Source organism: Kutzneria sp. CA-103260, assembly GCF_018263855.1.
In the GTDB taxonomy this organism is placed as follows: Bacteria; Actinomycetota; Actinomycetes; order Mycobacteriales; family Pseudonocardiaceae; genus Kutzneria.
Genome location: NZ_CP073318.1, coordinates 3210859 through 3224289, shown reverse-complemented (window position 1 = coordinate 3224289; position 13431 = coordinate 3210859). Strand labels below are relative to the sequence as shown.

Below are 13431 nucleotides of genomic sequence, written 5' to 3'. Positions count from 1 at the left end.
TTCGACAGTCGTGTCACAGCGCTTGTGACACTTTTGTGTCAGATTCGCAGGTCCCGTCGATGGGTTTCCCGACGTACGGTGCGGCCGAGTCGCTGGCTGCCCGGTGCGCCCAGCACCCGGGAAATGCCGCGCGCCGCCGCGACGACCGCCGGCACGATCTCGCGCGGCCGCGCGGACTCCGCCGGCACCACCACGGAGATCGCTGCCACCACCGTGTCGTCGGCCCCGCGCACCGGGGCCGCCACCGACAGCGCCACCGTCTCCACCGTGCCGTCGGTGATCGCGTAGCCGTCCCGGCGGACGTCGGCCAGGATTCGTCGGAGCTCCGATGGCTTGGTGGTGGTGCGGTCGGTGAACCGCCGCAGCGGGCCGGCCAGGATCGCCTCCTGCACCTCGACCGTGGCGTGCGCGAGCAGCACCACACCGACGCCGGTGGCGTGCGGCGCCAGCCGGCCGCCGACCCGGGAGATGATCGACACCGCGTCCCGCCCGGAGATCCGCTCCAGGTACAGCACCTCGCGGCCCTCCAACACGGCCAGTTGCACATGCTGGTGCGTCGCCTCGTACAGGTCCTCCAGGAACGGCATCGCGCTTTCCCGCAGTCCCACGCCGCGTGGCGCGAGGGAAGCGATCTCCCACAGTCGCAGGCCGATCCGGTACCGGCCGTCCTCGCCGCGTTCCAACAGTCCGCCCGCCGTCAGCTCGCTGACCAGCCGGTGGGTGGACGTCAGCGGCAGGCCGGTACGGCGGCTCAGCTCCGACAGGGTCAGCGCCGCCGCCTGCTCGGTGAACGCGTCCAGCACCCTGATCAGGCGTGCGCCCACGCTGGCCGGCGTGGTGGTGCGGGGCGGCAACGGGTGACCCTTCCGTTCAACGGAAACCTGCCGTGACGGCCGCCAGTCTGGCCCTGATGCTGTACGTCGGCAACCAGGGAGGAACCACATGCGCACACAGGTCGGGATCATCGGAGCCGGACCGGCCGGGCTGCTGCTGTCGCATCTGCTGCACCTCAACGGAATCGAGTCCGTGGTGATCGAGGAACGCAGCCAGGACTACGTGCGGCAGCGGGTGCGGGCCGGCGTCCTGGAGAACACCACCACCGACCTGTTGCGCGAGGTCGGCCTGGGGGAGCGGATGGACCGCGAGGGCCTGGTGCACGGCGGCATCTCGCTGCGCTTCGACGGAGCCGACCACCGCATCGCCTTCGAGGAGCTGGTCGGCCGCAGTGTCACCGTCTACGGGCAGCAGGAGGTCGTCAAGGACCTGATCGCCGCCCGTACCCGGGACGATGGGCAGATCCTGTTCGAGGTCAGCGGCACCGCCGTGCACGACATCGACACCGACCGCCCGCGCATCACCTTCACCGATTCCTCCGGCCAGCCCCAGGAAATCGTCTGCGACGTCATCGCCGGCTGCGACGGATTCCACGGCGTCAGCCGGAGTTCCGTGCCGCACGAGGCGTACGACCACGCCTATCCCTTTGCCTGGCTCGGCATTCTCGCCAAGGCCGCGCCCACCCGTGACGAACTCGCCTACACCTACCACGAACGCGGCTTCGCCCTGTACAGCATGCGTTCGCCCGAGATCACCCGGCTCTACCTCCAGGTCGCCCCCGATGAAGACCTCGCCGAGTGGCCCGACGACCGGGTGTGGGCCGAGCTGCACACCCGGATGGCGCTGGACGGCGAGAGCCCCGTGCTCGAAGGGCCCGTGCTGGACAAGGGAATCACCGCCATGCGCAGCTTCGTCGCCACTCCCATGCGGCACGGCCGCCTGTTCCTGGCCGGCGACGCCGCCCACATCGTGCCGCCCACCGGCGCCAAGGGCATGAACCTCGCCATCGCCGACGTCCGCCTGCTCTCCCTCGCCCTCACCGAGCTCCTGCGCCGCAACGACTCCCGTCTCGTCGAGTCCTATTCGGACACCGCGCTGCAACGCGTCTGGCGGGCCGAGGCCTTCTCCTGGACCATGACCTCCATGCTGCACATCATGCCCGGCGCCGACGCCTTCCAGCGCCAGGTCCAGCTCGCCCAGCTCCGCTACACCGCCGCCAGCGCCGCCGCCCGCACCACCATCGCCGAGAACTACGTAGGCCTGCCCTGGTGAACTATGCCGTCGGCATGCCTCCTCGGTCAGCCTCGGGGCTCGGATCCTGCTGCCGCCGGCGGCCACCACAGCGGCGACGTCGTGCAGCTTGGCGTTGGTGTGCTGGGAGATCTCCTTCAACGCGCCGAACGCCTCCGCCGTGCTTCAGCCGCCCAGGATTAGCCCGTTTCATGTATTCGGTGTGACTGTGGGCGGGACTCGCCGGGGGCGCTCCATTTAGCCATCCACGCCTCGTTCTCGGCGGAGATGACCCGCTCGCATTGATCGACGAAGAAGTCGCCGTCCGCAGTCTGCTTGTCACCGGATGCCCGAGTGGTCAGCATGTGGGTCAACTGCATGGCCCGGCGCGGGGCCGGTAGTAGTTCCGGATCTGGTCGCGCACTCGGAGGTCCGCGTAGGAGTCGACATCGGTGACAGCTGGCAGATTTCACTGAACCGGAGCGAGATCGGCAATATGGACAGTCAGGTCGGCGGCGTCGGTCACTATCCGCTGGGTGCGCGCTAGCAGTTCGAGGTCGGGGTTGGCAGTTCGGTAGGTGCCGGTCCTCGCGAGGTAGATGTATAGCTCACTTTTCAGCGCTTCGCTAACCGAGCGAAGTCGCGCCCAGGCCTGAACTGCGGCTGGATCGGTGCGTGCGGCGGCGAGCGGCGCAAGGCCGACGGCTGCTGCCGAAATGAAAGCCAGCGTCTTCCCCACGACGGTGTAGTCCCAGGCGAGAGCCTATGCGGCCATGGTGCCGGCGATGGCCGCGAGGATGACGAGAGCAACAGGCCGCTGGCACGGGATCGCCCGATGACTCTTCTCCGGCGATCGGCTGCCTGCGACCAGACGCTCTGTTGTTCCCATGTGTGCCCGGCCGTCGAGGTCCCCGGTTCCGTCACCGCAGTCATTCTGCCAGCACTGCCGTCCCCACGGGCCGTGGTAGACGCGGTCGGTGCCGCCGATCGGGTGGACTTGAGGAATGTGCCGGCGCGCTCGGGCTGTCGTGCCGCCGCAAGCAGGCTCGTAGCGAGCGACCGGTTGCCGGTACGCGTCGGGCTATGCAGTTTCCCACCGCAGAGAAGGCGCAATCGGCTAGAATCACTCACCGGTCGACAGCCATGCGCCACATTGAGGGAGTGGCCTGAACCTGGAGCAAGGTGGAGAGGCGGTGGGATGGCGACCCGGTCAGTCTTCATCAGCTACTCGCGGCGTGACTTCTATTTCGCCGAAGCCGTGATGGAGACGCTTAAAGGGCAGGGCTTGGTCGACCCGTGGATCGACGTCCACGATATCCGGCCGGGGATGGACTGGGCCGAGGCCATCGCGAGCGGCCTCGATCGCGCGGACGCACTGATATTGCTGGCCTCTCCGAGTTCTCTTCGATCTGTTTACGTCGAGCGTGAGTGGCGGCGCGCGTTGGCGCGCGGCATCCCCGTTCATGTCGCCGTCATCGACTCGGTCGAGCTTCCCGTCGAATTGCGATCGTGTTCGGTCATCGACATCAGGCTTAAATTTCAACTCGGGTTGGCAAACCTGGGGAACGCGATAGCGAAGGATTCCGCTCAAGTAGCAGGTGGCGTGTCATATGACGAGCTGCGACAGTGGCCGGGAATGCCCGGACCGCTGGCGGCGCTCGCGGTCATCGTCGTACTGACCTCGGTGTCCGCATTGTGGGTCTCCGTTGTTCTTTTTCGCATCGGCGTGTTGCTCCTAGGGAACGACCAAGGCCGAATGGCCGTAATGAACGAGTTTACGGGTCGCTTCGATCGAGCTTTCGGAAGTATTATCATCGGCGTTGGTGTTTCTTCTGTCGGTATTGCTGCATTTGTCGCGTACTGGTTGTATAAATTTCTCTCACGTCAAGGGAATCAGGCTAGTTCCGTTATACTGTGGATAATGATGATGTCCTACGCTTTCATTCTCGGCGTGCTCTCCTTTTCTTGTTCGCTTATCGACAGGCTGGCGAATGAACGCGAGGTTGGCGAAGCCACCCCGCCGCTCGGTATCGGCGCGACCCTGATCTTTGCGCTCGGGGCTGCCGCCTGCGTGATCGTCGGCCGGTCGCTGACCGCCCATATGTGGTCGCGGACTGGTGAAGGAGAATTGGGTCCGCGTGCCCGGCTTGCACGGATGAATCGCAAGTACGGCGGCAGCTTGCGGCAAGACTTTCGACGGCAATGGTCGAAATCGATCGACTTCTCCCCGGTGAATTTCGGCGATTCGGGTGGCATTGACGTGCACTGCGAGCCGCGCGACGAGTCTGTCGCCGAAATGATTCGCTGGGCTGCCCGTGAAGTTGGAATTCCAGCGACCCCTGCGAGTAAATGCTGGCACCTGGTCCTGGTGAGCTCGGGCGTTGACGCAAAGAACCTCGCCGAGGATATTTCGAGATTGGGACTTCGGGTCATTTGTGTGATGGTCGACAGTGTGAAGTTGGCGACCGATGTCGACGAAATTTGGCGGCATCACTGGTTCGATTTTCGGGAGCAGCAACCGGACGCCTTGTATGGTCTCTTTTCTGTATTGTTTCCCGGCAAAGCCGGCGTGCCCACTCTGCCGGTCGTTCCGATCGGTTCGGAACGGGTTCGGTCTCCAGGCGGCGTCGACTTTCTGCGGCTAAATCTTCTGGTGTACGGGGCTTCGTTCTACGGGTATGCCGTCAGTGCAGTGGCGGAGCGTGGGATGAACCTGCAAACCGCTGCCCTGTTGATACTGGCCGCACTGGAGGGCGCTCTTGTTGTGAATACGAGTTACTGCATTTCGGTACGCGGCATCACTGTGCGCCGTTTTCGCTCACGAGTGATGCTGATGGCGGCACTGGCGCTCCCGATCGCCGTGTGTGCGCTCGCGATGCATGTCGGAGATTTCGGTTACATATACAATCATCATCAGGCGGTGGGCGAAACTCATGCCGTCACTGTCGACGACGGTTTGCCGACTCCCATGTACTTCAATGATGTCCTGACTGCTGGATATTACGGCCTGGTGGCGCTGATGTTCTTATTCCCCTTCGTGCCGACGATCTACGCCGTGGTAATGTATCGTCGACTCGCCGTCGACTGGCTTCCGCGGGTGGACTCCACAAGTAGGGTGGATTTCTTTATTTCCTATTTGTTGAAGTTTCCTGGTGCGATTTTCATGGGTGTTTTTATCGGCTTTGTGTCGGGTTTCGTGCTGTTCGTCCTGGGCGTTCGGTCGTGAGTCGAGTTTTTACAACACCTCCAGCTTTCGCGGCGGGCTAGCAGGGCAAACGCACTGCGCGATCTTGGCCGGCGTGTCGTGATCCAGTCGCTGTTGTCCTCGTGTGTTAGTTACCACCATTCGATGGTGTGGGCGTCGATCGTCGTTCGCCGCTACTTGAACATCCAGCGTTCCATTGGATCGTCAGTGCTGTGAAATCGGTAGGGGTGTCAAATCTTCCTGGCTTTCTGGTGGGAATTTGTGGCGTTCGTCATCATCGGCGGATCCTGCAAGTAGGCGCGCCAGTAGTCGGCAGCGAGGAGGCTGTTTAGGTCGACTATCTCGGGATAGGCCGCGGCATGCACAACGTTAGGCGGAGTGGCATCATCGTGCAATCTGTCCGTTGTGAAGGTGCGTATCCGTCGTTGGATGTGCTGCTGATGGTCGCGGCATTCCTGTCGGCGCCGGCATATTTCCGAGGCTTCGGCGTGAGCCGCGGTGACCTGCCGACGTCTGTGGCGACGAAGAAGATTGAGATGCCGGCGCTGCGCGCCAACGATCTCCGGCATGCGCGAGATGTCGAGTTGCCGTGCGGGGCCGCCGACGCCACTCCCGATCATGGCTGGCCGTGCAGCGACGGCATGCGGGCCGGATCTGGAGGGTCAACAGATCAACCTCGTGGCCGGATCGTGCCGCGAGGCGCTGTTCGTAGACGTTCCGCAGTTCCGGCAAGGCAAGCCGCAAGGCACGCGTGGGTCGTCCGGTGGCTGCCGCGAGACGGTCAACGTCGACCTTTCGATGATGTCCGCGGCTGTTCTGTAGGTGCCGAAGCAGATCGCGGTCGGGAATGTCATTGGCGTTGGTCAGACGCCGGATGTAGGAAAAGAGCGTTTCATGGTTGACTGGCTTGACGGGAATGGGAAGAGGCCTGACGTCTGGTCGCGCCATGAGCGGCGGCGGGGCATGCCCCGTTTTACGGTCGCGGTACGCCGTCGTACGGCATGCTCCCGAGCAGTACGAGGCATCGGACCGCAACTCGCCAACGTTGACGATCTCCTGGTCGCAGACCCGATAGCGCCGTCGAGTGTCAGGATCCTTCCGTAAAGCCTTCAACTCGTGTTGACGAACCCGATAAGCGCGTAAGTCGCAGCTTCTCGAACACACCGCTTTGCTGTAGTCGGCGTCACTCGCAAGCGGGACTCCGCAATACCGGCAGCTGCGGCGGGGCTGAGGGATACTCGTCATTTGCGTGCCGTCCTGCTGGTATCTCCTCGATGCCGGCAAGAACACCGTGGTCGGAGACACCCCGGACGGGGTGCGTCCAGTCGCTGATCAACGGTTTAGCGATCATCCGGAGACGCTCGCGCAGGTGGGGTCCGTGGTCGCGATGGTTGCGCGCTTGCTCCGCCTGGGGGTGCCGCGGGTGGCCGCGAAGTCGACCGGAACCAGGTCCAGCAGCGTGCGGGTGACTTGCTCCTCGTCTCCGCCGCGAGGATCGCCGCGCCCCCGATCAGCTGGGAGAGGCTGCCGATCATGCCGTCGGTGCGCTCGTAGAGGTAATCGGCCAGCCGGTCCAGCGTGCCGGGCTGGTGGCGGTGCAGGCGCAGCAGCGACTCCAGCGTCGCGACCAGCGGCTGCCAGGCCGCGCGCTGCTCGGCGGTGCCGTAGGCGAACGACGAGGAGCTGATCAGCGTGAACCGTCCAGCGATCTGCCGGCCGCGGACCCCGGCAAACAGGCCCTGCGCTTCGACCTCAATCCCGACATAGGCGGAGGTCACCGGCTGCTGTTCGGCGAAGTGCTTGAGCTGGTCGGAGACTTCTGCTCCAGACCGGGTGGCGAGGTTCAGGTTGTGGGTCTCGTCCACCCCTTCCTGGCCCCACAACCTAGACCCGAACCACGCAAGGTTCATCCGAACAGGACACATATCGCCGGGCGGAGCATCTAGTCGATCTTGGTGACAGATAGCTCCGGCATGTGACAGATAGCCTGACCGTCACAGAAATGGCTTCGCTCAGCGGCGACGAACCCCTGACTAGCGGTTCGAACGCATGTTCGATATTGTCTACGGTATGGCGTTGCAGGGATCACTGTTCGACCAGGCGGAGGCGCCGACGCTGGGGCGGCTGGCGGGGGTACGGCGCACGGAGCTGGGCGACGGGGCGTGGATCGACGTGCGGCCGGGCTGGCTGACCGGGGCGGACGTGCTGTTCGAGCGGCTGGTGGGGCATGTGCCCTGGTACGCGGAGCGGCGCCAGATGTACGACCGGATCGTGGACGTGCCCCGGCTGGTGTGCTTCTACCGGGAGAACGTGCCACTGCCCGACCCAGTGCTCGACCAGGCCCGGGAGGCGCTGACCGAGCACTACGGGGCGGAGCTGGGGGAGTCGTTCCGGACGGCGGGCATGTGCTACTACCGCGATGGCCATGACAGTGTGGCCTGGCACGGGGACAACAGCGGCCGCCTGACCGAGCGGACGATGGTGGCGATCGTCTCGCTGGGGGCGCCGAGGGCGCTTCTGTTGCGGCCCAAGGGCGGCGGCGAGAGTGTGCGGCACATGCTGGGCCACGGCGACCTGATCGTCATGGGCGGCACGTGCCAGCGCACCTGGGAGCACTCGGTGCCGAAGACGGCCCGGCCGGTCGGTCCCCGCATCAGCGTGCAGTTCAGGCCACTGGGTGTGCACTGAGCAGCTGCTCGGTGACGTCCCACAGCCGCGAGGCGTTGGCTGGGTCCAGGGCCCAGGCGGCGACGCCGTGCAGGGCGGAGCCGTTGTCGGCGTGCAGAGTCTCGGCCTCGTTGCAGTCCTCGAAGTAGCGGCCGCTGACGCCGGCCAGCAGGGGTGAGACGGCGAGCAGCACGGAGGTGGCCGCGCCCTGCTGGGTGGTCTTCCACTCGTAGCTGCCGCTGCGCAGCTGGCCGCCGACGTGGCGCTGGAGGTTGGTGGAGATCGCGCCCGGCATCACGGCGTTGACGGTGATGCCGTCGGCGGCCCAGCGCTTCGCGGCCTCGACGGCGAACAGCACGTTGGCGGACTTCGACTGGCCGTAGGCGGACCACTCCTCGTAGGGCCGCAGCGCGAAGTGCAGGTCGTCGAAGATCACCGGGGACCGCTTGTTGGCCGCGGAGCTCAGGGCCACCACCCGGGCGTCGCCGGCGGCCTTGAGCGCCGGGTGCAGGCCGGTGGCCAGTGCGAAGTGCCCGATGTGGTTGGTGGCGAACTGCATCTCCCACCCCTCCGGCGTGCGGGCCAGGGGCATCGCCATCACGCCGGCGTTGTTGACCAGGATGTGCAGCGGGCCGTCCCAGCCGGCGACGAAGTCGGCGATGGTGCGGCGGTCGGCCAGGTCGAGGTGCGCCACCCGCACGTCGCCGCCGATGTCGGCGGCGGTGCGCTTGCCGGCATCGACATCGCGGACGGCCAGCGTGACCTCGGCGCCGGCGGTGGCCAGCGTGCGGGCCGTCTCGACGCCGATGCCGGACGAGCCGCCGGTGACGATCGCGCGGCGGCCGGTCAGGTCGATGCCGGCGGCCACCTCGTCGGCGGTGCTGGAGAATCCGAACGGAGTCGTGACACGTGTCATGGCACCAGTAGACGTCCGTCCACATAGGTCAGCCAGTGCTCCGGGAATCCTGGTACCACCAGGGACACGATAACCGGCGCGAGCCGTCCTAACCTGGGACCATGGACACGCGACTCGGCGAGTACCTGCGGGCTCGCCGCGAACTGCTGCGTCCGGAGGACGTCGGCCTGCCCGACCAGGGGCGGCGTCGGGTGCCGGGGCTGCGCCGCGAGGAGCTGGCGCTGTTGGCCGGCATCAGCAGCGACTACTACCTGCGGCTGGAACAGGGGCGCGATCAGAACCCGTCGGAGCAGGTGCTGGAGGCCATCGCACGGGCATTGCAACTGGACTCGGAGGCCACGGCGTACCTGCACGACCTGGCCCGACCGGTCGCCCGGCGGCGGCCGGCCCGTAAGGCGGAGAAAGTCGGCGAGGGCATCCGGCGGCTGGTGATGTCGTGGACCGACACGCCGGCGTTCGTGCAGGGCCGGCTCCAGGACGTGCTGGTGGCCAACCCGATGGCCACCGCGCTGTCGCCGACCTACCGCGAGGGCGTGAACCTGCTGCGGGAGGCGTTCCTCAACCCGTCCGTGCGGGCCATGCACCGGCGGGACTGGGACAAGACCATCACCAGTGTCGTGGCCGGGCTGCGCGCGCTGGTCGGACCGGACGTGGACGACCCGGCCCTGGCTGAGCTGGTCGGCGATCTGTCGGTGCGCAGCGAGGAGTTCCGCCGCCTGTGGGCCCGTCACGACGTGGGGCGGCGCACCAGCGGCAAGTCGTACCTGATCCACCCGATAGTGGGCGAACTGGACTTGTGGTACGAGAAGCTCGGCGTCAGCGGCACCCAGCAGCTGCTGGTGGTCTTCCACGCCGAGTCGGGCAGTCCATCCGCTCAGGCGCTGAACCTGTTGCGGTCGCTGTAGAGTCTTCCCCGGTCGTCAGCAGACGAAGGGGGAGATGTGCGTCTTTTGGTGTGGGCCGCGGCGGTCGCGGTCGCCCTACCGGCACTGGTCGCGTCGAACGTGGACGCGGCCGTCGACAGATCCACGCTGGACCCGGCCAAGGTGGCCGCGTCCGTCGGCTACCTGGAGCAGGCCTACGGCGTCAGCCAGCCCGAGGCGCTGCGCCGGCTGCAGTTGCAGTTGGACGCTGCGCAGTTGGACACCACGTTGCGGGCCAAGGCATCGGCCAGTTACGGCGGCATGGCCATCGACCAGCAGCACGGCGGCGTGCTCACGGTCGACGCCACCGACCCGGCGGCGATCAAGCCGTTCCTGCAACAGTTTCCGGACGGCGGGCAGGTGCGGACCCGCACCGTGCAACATTCTCTGGCTGAGCTGAGCAAGGTTCGCAACCAGCTCGACGCCGGGCCGGACGCCGACTACCTGGCCGCGGTGGACCAGCAGACCAACAACGTCGTGCTGTGGCGGCGCACGCCGGCCGCCGCCGCGCCGAAAGCCTTGGCGGCTCAGGCAAGCATGGTGGTCGTGAAGGACCTGCCGACGCCGAAGCCGCTGTCCGGCCCGGTGGACTGGGGCTACTGCCATCCGCTGTTCTGCACCAACCACGGCCCGATGCGCGGCGGCCTGCGGCTGGACTACACCCGGGACAACGGCACCATGGGCGGCTGCACCGCCGGTTTCAACGTGCGCTCCAACGGCGGCGGCTTCCCGGACAACACCGCCTGGGTGCTGACCGCCGGGCACTGCTCGAACGGCAAGACGAACAACGTGCCGACCCAGCACAACACCACGCCGATCCTCAACCAGCACGGGCCGGAGAAGCACACCTACCCGTACGACTACTCGTTCGTGCAGTACGTCGACCAGGGCACCGCGGACACCTGGCTGAACAACCAGTCCCCGCACAACGAGGTGCTGCTGTACTGCCGTCCCGGTGGCGCCGACTCCTCGCAGAACTGCGCCGGGCCGGCGGCGCAGTCGGCCAACCAGCCGATCACCGGCATCCACCAGCTGGCCGACATCAAGGCCGGCTGGGTGGTCTGCGCCGACGGTTCGGCCTCGAACAAGGGAAACTACCCGGACGCCGTGGACAGCGGGGCCGGCTTCGACTACCTGCCCGGCACCCGCTGCGGCCAGGTGACCTCCACCGACGTCGGCATCAACACCGACATCTGCGCGCGGCCCGGCGACAGCGGCGGCCCGCTGTTCAGCCAGGTCGACAGCTCCGCGCTGGGCATCCTGGAGGGCAATCTGCCCGGCCAGGACCGCACCGGGCCGTGCTACGCCGGCGAGGCCAACAACTACTCGCCGATCGGCGTGATCATGGAGGACATCAACGAGTACAGCGGCGGCCAGGGCGCGCACTTCCAGGTGATCACCACCCCGAACGGCTAGTACACGAGGCGGTTGGCGGCGCCGACTACCGACCTGTAGGCGACGCCCCACGCGGCGCGGGCCAGCGCGGCCCGCGCCGCGTTGCCGCCGGGGCCGCCGTGCACGCCGCCGCCGGGATGCGCGGAGGAGCCGGCCAGGTAGAGGCGGTCGATCGGGGTGTCCGCCCGGCCGAGCCCCGGCACGGGCCGGAACACGAGTTGCTGGCCGATGGCCGCGGTGCCGCCGTTGACGGTGCCGTCGAAGTCGTCCGGGCCCTGCACATGCCGGGCGACGATCAGGTCGGCGAAGCCGGGAGCGTGCCGCTCGACGATGTGCTGGATCTTGTCGACGAACCAGGACAGCCGGTCGGCGGACCAGCGTTGCCCCTGTGGCACATGGGTGTACGCCCACACGGACTCGGTGCCGGCCGGGGAGCGGGACGGGTCGGCGGTGGTGGTCTGGCCCAGCAACAGGAACGGGTTCTGCGGGGTGCGGCCCATCGCCAGCGCCGCGCACGTGCCGGACATGGTGGCCAGGTCGCCGCCGAGATGCACGACTCCGGCCCCCGATGCTTCCCCTGCCGTCCAGGGGATCGGGCCGGACAGGGCCCAGTTCACCTTGACCGTGGCCGGATCCAGCCGGAACCGCTTCAGATCGTCCAGCAGTCGGGGTGGAAGATGGTGCGCGGCAACGAGGTTCCCGTACAGCCGTGGCGCTGGCACGTCCGCGAGCACGGCCTGTGTGGCCCGGATGGCGTTGCCCTCGTGGTCCCGCACGCCGACGGCCGTTCCCCGGGCGACCAGGACCTCAGTGACCCGGCGGCCGCATTCCACTTGCCCGCCAAGGGATTCCAGTCGCCGGACCAGGGCATCGGTCAAGGCCCCAGCGCCGCCCTCGGCCACCGGATAGCCCTGGTCCTGGCCGATCATCGCCAGTAGCCAGGCGAACACTCCGCTGCCGGCGCTGTCGATGCCGGCGTCGGCGTGCATTGCGTTGCCGTTCAACAGAAGTCGTGCCCCCGCGCCGTCGAACCGCTCCTCGGCCAGCGTCCGGGCCGACAACGTCAGCATCCGGGCCAGTCGCAGCGCCTCGGCGGAACCCGTTGCCCGCAGCAGCTTTCCGGCCGCCTTGATTGGCGGGAACGGTCGGAACAGCGCCTGCAGCAAGGGAGTTCGGACCTGTCGCCACTGGTCGTACATGCCCTGCCAAGCCTCGGCATCCCGCGGTGCGAACTCCGCCACCGACGCCATGGTCCGTTCGACGTCCCGGGACAGCAGGACGCCCCGCCCGTCCGGCAGCACGTGGGCCAGCACGCCCGGCGCGTGTCGCCAGCGCAGCCCGTGCCGCTCCAGGCACAGCCCTTCGAACACCGGCGACGCCACCGCCATCGGAAACGAGGAGCTGCACAGGTCGGTCACGAAGCCCGGCGCGGTCACCTCCGCGCTGTGCACGGCCCCGCCCGGATGGTCGGCCGCCTCCAGCACCAGCACCCGCCACCCGGCGTCGGCCAGCAGGTTCGCGGCGACCAGCCCGTTGTGCCCAGCCCCGAAAACCACGCCATCGAAGTCCACGCCTCATCTTAGGATCAACGGCGTGCTGGCTCTCTTCGATCTTGACGGTACCCTCGCTGACCGCGCCGCCGGCCTGCGGGCCTGGGCGGTCGAGTTCTGCGCCGACCACGGGCTGGACCTGGCCGAGGCGGACTGGCTGGTCGAGGCGGACGGCGATGGACGGGTGGCCAAGGAGGAGTTCTTCGGCCGGGTCCGCGAGCGCTACGGGCTGGCCGAGTCCTTCGAGGAGCTCTTCCGCCAGTACAGCGAATGGCAGCCGACGCTGATCCCGGTCTACGACGGCGTGCTCGGCGGTCTCGAACGGCTGCGGTCGGCCGGCTGGCGCCTCGGCGTGGTCACCAACGGCTACCAGGTGGTGCAGACCAACACCCTGGTCAGCACCGGCATCGCCGAGCGCGTCGACGGCTGGGCGATCTCCGGCGCGGAGGACGTGTGGAAGCCGGATGTCCGGCTGTTCGAGATAGCCGCCGCCCGGGCCGGGGGTAAGCCCGGCGCCGACGGCTGGATGGTTGGGGACAGCACTGCGGACATTGTTGGCGGTCACGCCGCCGGCCTGCGCACCATCTGGCTCCACCACGACCGCCCCTGGCCGGCCGCCGAACCCGCGCCCACGCGCACGGTGTCGAATCCGACGGAGGCCATCGCCCTGATCCTGGGGCTGGGCATCGCCTAGCAGCCCAGCCCCAGGAA

At 67.3% G+C, this 13431-nt stretch carries 12 protein-coding genes and 1 pseudogene; 6 read left to right on the top strand and 7 right to left on the bottom strand.

All coding sequences use genetic code 11. The features are described 5' to 3' along the window. Positions 1–38 precede the first annotated feature (38 nt). Positions 39–854: an IclR family transcriptional regulator gene (locus tag JJ691_RS14005; RefSeq protein WP_249227906.1), complete on the bottom strand. Its 816-nt coding sequence runs from the start codon at positions 852–854 to the stop codon at positions 39–41. Between the two features lie 88 nt (positions 855–942). On the opposite strand from JJ691_RS14005, the gene JJ691_RS14000 reads away from it, so the two are divergent. Next, a complete protein-coding gene (locus JJ691_RS14000) occupies positions 943–2106 on the top strand; it encodes a 4-hydroxybenzoate 3-monooxygenase (protein WP_211769208.1) in 1164 nt (387 codons plus the stop codon). A 427-nt stretch (positions 2107–2533) separates the two neighbouring features. On the opposite strand, the gene JJ691_RS13995 is transcribed toward JJ691_RS14000, so the two are convergent. Next, on the bottom strand, positions 2534–2803 hold the full coding sequence (locus JJ691_RS13995; RefSeq protein WP_211769207.1) for a DUF4231 domain-containing protein: 270 nt from the start codon (positions 2801–2803) through the stop codon (positions 2534–2536). A 459-nt stretch (positions 2804–3262) separates the two neighbouring features. On the opposite strand from JJ691_RS13995, the gene JJ691_RS13990 reads away from it, so the two are divergent. Beyond that, positions 3263–5290: a toll/interleukin-1 receptor domain-containing protein gene (locus JJ691_RS13990; protein ID WP_211769206.1), complete on the top strand. Its 2028-nt coding sequence runs from the start codon at positions 3263–3265 to the stop codon at positions 5288–5290. A gap of 209 nt (positions 5291–5499) precedes the next feature. On the opposite strand, the gene JJ691_RS52250 is transcribed toward JJ691_RS13990, so the two are convergent. The 3 genes and pseudogenes from JJ691_RS52250 to JJ691_RS13980 form a co-directional block, all read right to left on the bottom strand. Beyond that, entirely contained in the window at positions 5500–5838 is a 339-nt protein-coding gene (locus tag JJ691_RS52250) for a hypothetical protein (RefSeq protein ID WP_249227905.1), read from the bottom strand. Positions 5839–5929: 91 nt separating this feature from the next. Continuing rightward, positions 5930–6217: pseudogene (locus JJ691_RS53350) on the bottom strand (TniQ family protein); the annotation flags it as partial. A 392-nt stretch (positions 6218–6609) separates the two neighbouring features. Continuing rightward, positions 6610–7134: a hypothetical protein gene (locus JJ691_RS13980; RefSeq protein WP_211769204.1), complete on the bottom strand. Its 525-nt coding sequence runs from the start codon at positions 7132–7134 to the stop codon at positions 6610–6612. Between the two features lie 205 nt (positions 7135–7339). Here JJ691_RS13980 and JJ691_RS13975 point away from each other — a divergent pair, with 205 nt between their 5' ends. Then, the gene (locus tag JJ691_RS13975; RefSeq protein ID WP_211769203.1) at positions 7340–7957 is read left to right on the top strand and encodes an alpha-ketoglutarate-dependent dioxygenase AlkB family protein; all 618 of its coding nucleotides are present in this window, start codon (positions 7340–7342) and stop codon (positions 7955–7957) included. On the opposite strand, the gene JJ691_RS13970 is transcribed toward JJ691_RS13975, so the two are convergent. Beyond that, positions 7935–8852: an SDR family NAD(P)-dependent oxidoreductase gene (locus JJ691_RS13970; RefSeq protein ID WP_211769202.1), complete on the bottom strand. Its 918-nt coding sequence runs from the start codon at positions 8850–8852 to the stop codon at positions 7935–7937. The genes JJ691_RS13975 and JJ691_RS13970 overlap by 23 nt on opposite strands. Positions 8853–8953: 101 nt before the next feature. Between JJ691_RS13970 and JJ691_RS13965 the strand changes: the two genes are divergently transcribed. Continuing rightward, complete coding sequence (locus tag JJ691_RS13965; RefSeq protein ID WP_211769201.1) at positions 8954–9757, top strand: helix-turn-helix domain-containing protein; 804 nt, start codon at positions 8954–8956, stop codon at positions 9755–9757. A 36-nt stretch (positions 9758–9793) separates the two neighbouring features. Continuing rightward, positions 9794–11191, top strand: coding sequence for a trypsin-like serine protease (locus JJ691_RS13960; protein WP_211769200.1), 1398 nt, complete (start codon positions 9794–9796; stop codon positions 11189–11191). Here the strand turns inward: JJ691_RS13960 and JJ691_RS13955 are convergent. After that, the gene (locus JJ691_RS13955) at positions 11188–12741 is read right to left on the bottom strand and encodes a phytoene desaturase family protein (protein ID WP_211769199.1); all 1554 of its coding nucleotides are present in this window, start codon (positions 12739–12741) and stop codon (positions 11188–11190) included. The two genes, JJ691_RS13960 and JJ691_RS13955, sit on opposite strands and share 4 nt — an antisense overlap. A 22-nt stretch (positions 12742–12763) precedes the next feature. Here JJ691_RS13955 and JJ691_RS13950 point away from each other — a divergent pair, with 22 nt between their 5' ends. After that, positions 12764–13414 carry an HAD family hydrolase gene (locus JJ691_RS13950; protein WP_211769198.1) on the top strand — a complete coding sequence of 217 codons (651 nt, stop codon included), beginning with the start codon at positions 12764–12766 and terminating at the stop codon, positions 13412–13414. Positions 13415–13431: the final 17 nt, after the last annotated feature.

What these genes read in the sequence shown, in the direction of transcription:
- JJ691_RS14000 (WP_211769208.1), top strand. Translation starts at nt 943, where the DNA reads ATGCGCACACAGGTCGGGATCATCGGAGCCGGACCGGCCGGGCTGCTG.
- JJ691_RS13990 (WP_211769206.1), top strand. Translation starts at nt 3,263, where the DNA reads ATGGCGACCCGGTCAGTCTTCATCAGCTACTCGCGGCGTGACTTCTAT.
- JJ691_RS52250 (WP_249227905.1), bottom strand. Translation starts at nt 5,838, where the DNA reads ATGCCGGAGATCGTTGGCGCGCAGCGCCGGCATCTCAATCTTCTTCGT.
- JJ691_RS13975 (WP_211769203.1), top strand. Translation starts at nt 7,340, where the DNA reads ATGGCGTTGCAGGGATCACTGTTCGACCAGGCGGAGGCGCCGACGCTG.
- JJ691_RS13970 (WP_211769202.1), bottom strand. Translation starts at nt 8,852, where the DNA reads ATGACACGTGTCACGACTCCGTTCGGATTCTCCAGCACCGCCGACGAG.
- JJ691_RS13965 (WP_211769201.1), top strand. Translation starts at nt 8,954, where the DNA reads ATGGACACGCGACTCGGCGAGTACCTGCGGGCTCGCCGCGAACTGCTG.